We start from the raw sequence: 4,599 nt of genomic DNA, 5'->3' as shown, positions 1-4,599 counted from the left end.
ACCATTTCCTCGAGAAGATCTCGCACTTCGATCGCGAGCGCATTCCCGAGCGCGTGGTGCATGCGCGCGGTGCGGGCGCGCACGGCTACTTCGAGACCTACGGCACCGTCGGCGACGAGCCCGTGTCGAAGTACACGCGCGCCAGGCTGTTCCAGCAGAAGGGCAAGCGCACGCCACTCTTCGTGCGCTTCTCCTCCGTCATCCACGGCGGCCACTCCCCGGAGACGCTGCGCGACCCGCGCGGCTTCGCCGTGAAGTTCTATACGGAGGACGGCAATTGGGATCTGGTGGGCAACAACCTCAAGGTCTTCTTCATCCGTGACGCGATGAAGTTCCCGGACCTGGTCCATGCCTTCAAGCCGGACCCCGTCACCAACCGCCAGGACGCCCGGCGCATCTTCGACTTCATCAGCCTCACGCCCGAGGCGATGCACATGGTGACGTTCCTCTTCAGCCCCTGGGGCATCCCCGCCAGCTACCGCCACATGGAGGGCTCGGGCGTCAACACGTACAAGTGGGTCAACGCGAAGGGGGAGTCCGTCCTGGTGAAGTACCACTGGGTGCCCAAGCAGGGCGTGAAGAACCTCCTCCAGTCCGAGGCCGAGCAGCTCCAGGCGAAGAACTTCAACCACGCCACGCAAGACCTGTACGAGGCGATCGAGCGGGGCGAGAAGCCGGAGTGGGAGTTCTGCGTGCAGCTCATGAGCGACGGAGAGCACCCGGAGCTCGACTTCGATCCGCTGGATCCGACCAAGCTGTGGCCCGAGGACCAGTTCCCGCTGCGGCCGGTGGGGCGCATGGTGCTGGACCGCAACCCGGTGGATTACTTCGCGGAGGTGGAGCAGGCCGCCTTCGGCACGGGCGTGCTGGTGGATGGCCTGGACTTCTCCGACGACAAGCTGCTGCTGGGCCGGACGTTCTCGTACTCGGACACGCAGCGCCACCGCGTGGGCGCCAACTACCTGGAGCTGCCCATCAATGCCCCGAAGCGGCCGGTGGCCACCCACCAGCAGGGCGGGCAGATGGCATACACGGAGAGGACCGAGCTGACCCGCAACCCGCACGTCAACTACGAGCCCTCGGCCCTGGGCGGGCTGCGCGAGGCCCCGCCGGACGGCCCGGAGCAGATGCCATTCGTCTCGGGCCACCTGGTGCGGCAGAAGCTCGACCGGCAGAACAACTACCAGCAGGCCGGTGAGCGCTACCGCAAGCACGAGGACTGGGAGCGCGAGGAGCTCATCAGCAACCTCGTGGGCGCGCTGCGGGGCTGCACGAAGGAGATCCAGGAGCGCATGGTCTGGCACTTCAGCCAGTGCGACAAGGACTACGGCCGGCGCGTGGCCGAGGGGCTGGGGATGTCCGTCCCGAGCACCCTGCCCGCCTCGCTGAAGGAGCGCCTGAAGCCGGAGGACCTCCAGCCCCCCACGGGCGGAGTGGATCCGAAGGGTGACTCCGTCACCTCGCCCACGGCGATGGGCGAGCCGCCGCCTGGGAAACGCTGAGCGGCCTCAGTCGATGGACGCGCGCGGGATCAGGGCTCGAGCTGCAGGACGGTGGAGGACCACTTCGCGCTGCCCGCGGCGGCGCCGCGGCTGACCTCCAGGACCGTGGGCGAGGTGAGCGAGTGCCAGCCCAGCGCGGCGCCAATGACATCGTCGGTCGCGTGGGAAGTCTCTCCGCCGGCCTGGCCGGACTGCGGCTGCCCGCTGGCGAAGACCAGGGTGCGTGTCGGATCCACGGCGGTAATGGGGAGGGAAACAGCCGTGGTGGCCGCGTCCATCGTCACCGGGACGTGCTGGGCCCACGCCCGCTCGCCCAATTCGATGCGCTCCCAGGAGATGGAGTTGATGCTCGCCCCCTCGCAACCCGTGGCGCCCGCGCCGCGCGAGAAGGTGATGGAGGTGGGTGAGGTGAGCTCCCCGCGCAGGACCCGGTCACAGATGACGGCCGTGCTGGCGCCTGACACCTGGTAGGTGAAGAGCAAGGCGGTGGAGGCGAGATCCACGGCCGGCAGGCTGGAGACGACGAGCTGGGGGCCGCTCATCCTGCCCGTCATGCCGCGGGTGACGTGGATGCCCGAGAGCTCCACGACCTGGAGCGAGACGCGCCAACTCGTGGTGCAGTTGGTGGAGAACGCGAAGTCCACGTGATCCATCATGGAGAGCGAAGCCGTGTAGAAGTCATCCTCTCCCTGGGTGGCGCCGTCTTTCTCGGCACTCACCAGCAGGAAGGTGTTCTGCGGGCGGGAGACCGGCTCGATGGGGAGCCTGGTGAGGGGAGTGCCCCCACACGAGCCCTGCAGGTGCTGGACCTTCAGCCCGGAAGTCAGCTCCGCCGTCTGCCATGCGATCCGGACCGCGGGTTCGGTGCCGCTGTCGAAGTCGTTGCGGCGGCAGGTGAAGGCATCCAGTGCCGAGAGCGAGCAGCTCAGGCTCGCGGTGTCGGGTTCGGGGTCGTCCGAGCTGGCCTGGAAGAGCAGCAGCGTCTTGGACCTGTCGAGCTGCGCGGGGGAGATGGGGCACGTCACCGAGCCGGCGCCGACCGGCAGGGTGCAGACGCCGGTACGCACCACGGGCAGGATCGTCTCGTTCTGGCTCGCCGTGGAGAAGCCTGGAGCCGCGGCGGAGAGTGCGAACGTGCCGCCAGTCCGCCCCTTGAAGTAGAAGCCGGTCCGCACCGCACCCGGGGGGAATACCGCCTCGGTGGTGGGGGTGGTGCACCCCGGATCGGTGAAGAACGAGAACCCCGCGGCCGCTTGTCCCGACAGCGTCACCCGTGTCTGTGAGGGGACAGGGAGGGGGTGGCCGGAGGCGTCGCGGGACTCGAGCTCCACCCAGGAGGAGCAGCCTCCCGCCGGCAGCGTCCGCGCGGGGTTGATGAAGGAGAGCTGGGTCGGACGTGGGGTGTCCACGGAGCCTCCCCCTGGCTGGCACTCGTCCTCACGGCAGACGAAGCCCGGCGCGCACTCGTCATCCTGGCCGCAGGCGAACCGCCGCGTATCGGCTCCGGTGGAGCCGCGGTCACAACCTTGCAATGAGAGCAGGAGCGCCAGGAGCCGCACGGAGAGCCACGACCCGGTGCGATGCCATGAGGGCATGCTCATGGGAATTCACCTCCGACCGTCACCCCCGAGGGAGTGGCGGAGACCGTCACGGGCGCGCCGAGCACCCAGAGCGTTCCTCCCGTGAGGGCCGTGACGCCCGCGACTCCAAAGAGGATGTTGGCGAGCCGGGCGTTCGAGCGGGCCCGCTTATCGAGTGCGAGGGCCTCGCGCTGGGTCAGGCCCGTGGTGAGGCCCCGCTCATTCACGGGCGCTCCTTCCACCTCGGCCCGAGCGCTGCGTGAGCGCCACCCGAAGTATCCCCCCGCCGCACCCGTCCCCGCCGCGGCTCCCAAGAACACGTATGCCGCGGTGCGCCAGGGGGAGCCCGGTGCGCCCTCCAGCGCGGGGGTGCCCGTGAGGGGTTTCGGAGGAGCTGTGAGCGCTTGAGGCCGGGGAGCGGTCTCCCGCAGGGGAGCGGAGGCGCTGCCCACCGTGGCGAGCACGGCCTGACGCTCGTCGAGCAGCTCCGCCCACCACTGCACTCGCTCCCCCTTCACGGCGACCGAGGCCCGCCCCTCCAGCAACGGGCTCTCCTCTTGCCGCCAGGGCGCCTCATCGGCGCGCAGGTGGAAGCGCACCGCGCGGGCCAACCTCAACACGTCCGTGGTCACCTGCACGGCCACCCCTTCGATGGTGGTGTCCGTCTTGCTCGCGGGGGCCGCCTCGAGCCGCAGCGCCGCCCGCTGATCGGCCACCCAGGCCCTGGCCTCGAAGAAAGGCGTCACCACCCGAGGGGCGTAGTCGCCCGTGAGCTGATGATCCGGCGCGAGCACCAGGAGGGTCTGGAACGCGGTACGGGCCTTCGCCGGCTGCTGGAGCATGGCGGCCACCACCCCCTGCAGCTCCAGGATTTGCAGGAGGGTGTTCCGATCATTGCCTGGGTGCGCGCGTGCGGCCTCCAGCGAGCGGGCCGCCTCGGTATAGCGCAGCCCGTCGAGCAACTGGCGGGCGCGGGACAGCTCCGGGTTGGGCGTCTGGCCCCATGCTTGCGAGGCCAGCAGCAGGGCGGTGATGAGTGCGAGGAGCGGGGGGAGACTGGACAAGGCGTGACGATGTTATCCGGTATGCTCGGAAAGCGTCGAATTGACAGCGCCCGGGTCGGATGAAGAAAGTTCCCTTGTGAGCGACACCCACCGCCCTCCGGTCTCTTTCGAGGCCCCCGCTGTCTGGCAGCAGGGGCTGGCCGTGGGCCGCTACAACCTGTTGGCGCGGCTGGCTGTGGGCGGCATGGCGGAGATCTGGCTGGCGCGCCAGCAGGGGCCCAAGGGCTTCGAGAAGTTCGTCGTCATCAAGCGCATTCTCGACGGGTTGGGCACGGATGCGGACTTCGTGGGGATGTTCCTCGACGAGGCCCGGATCGCCGCGCAGCTCAACCACCCGCACATCGTCCAGATCTTCGACCTGGGAGAGGAAGCGGGGGCCTTCTACCTCGCCATGGAGTACCTGCCGGGCGAGACCGTGGCCGCCATCGCGCGCGCTGGAGCGCACCAGCGCAA

The 4,599-nt window shown here is 69.2% G+C and carries 4 protein-coding genes; 2 read left to right on the top strand and 2 right to left on the bottom strand.

The annotated features are described in order from the left end of the window. Positions 1-1,502, top strand: a 1,502-nt coding sequence (locus VF697_RS14295; protein WP_331095252.1) for a catalase, incomplete at its 5' end; no start/stop codon positions are given. A gap of 29 nt (positions 1,503-1,531) precedes the next feature. On the opposite strand, the gene VF697_RS14290 is transcribed toward VF697_RS14295, so the two are convergent. Then, entirely contained in the window at positions 1,532-3,103 is a 1,572-nt protein-coding gene (locus VF697_RS14290) for a hypothetical protein (RefSeq protein ID WP_331095250.1), read from the bottom strand. Then, positions 3,100-4,146, bottom strand: coding sequence for a hypothetical protein (locus VF697_RS14285; protein ID WP_331095248.1), 1,047 nt, complete (start codon positions 4,144-4,146; stop codon positions 3,100-3,102). The genes VF697_RS14290 and VF697_RS14285 overlap by 4 nt, the downstream gene beginning before the upstream one ends. A 76-nt stretch (positions 4,147-4,222) precedes the next feature. Between VF697_RS14285 and VF697_RS14280 the strand changes: the two genes are divergently transcribed. After that, positions 4,223-4,599 (top strand): protein kinase (locus tag VF697_RS14280; RefSeq protein ID WP_414641290.1); only part of this gene is annotated, 377 nt, incomplete at its 3' end.

This window comes from Archangium sp. (genome assembly GCF_036388035.1).
Lineage (GTDB): Bacteria > Myxococcota > Myxococcia > Myxococcales > Myxococcaceae > Archangium.
This window is presented reverse-complemented; position numbering and strand designations above follow the sequence as displayed.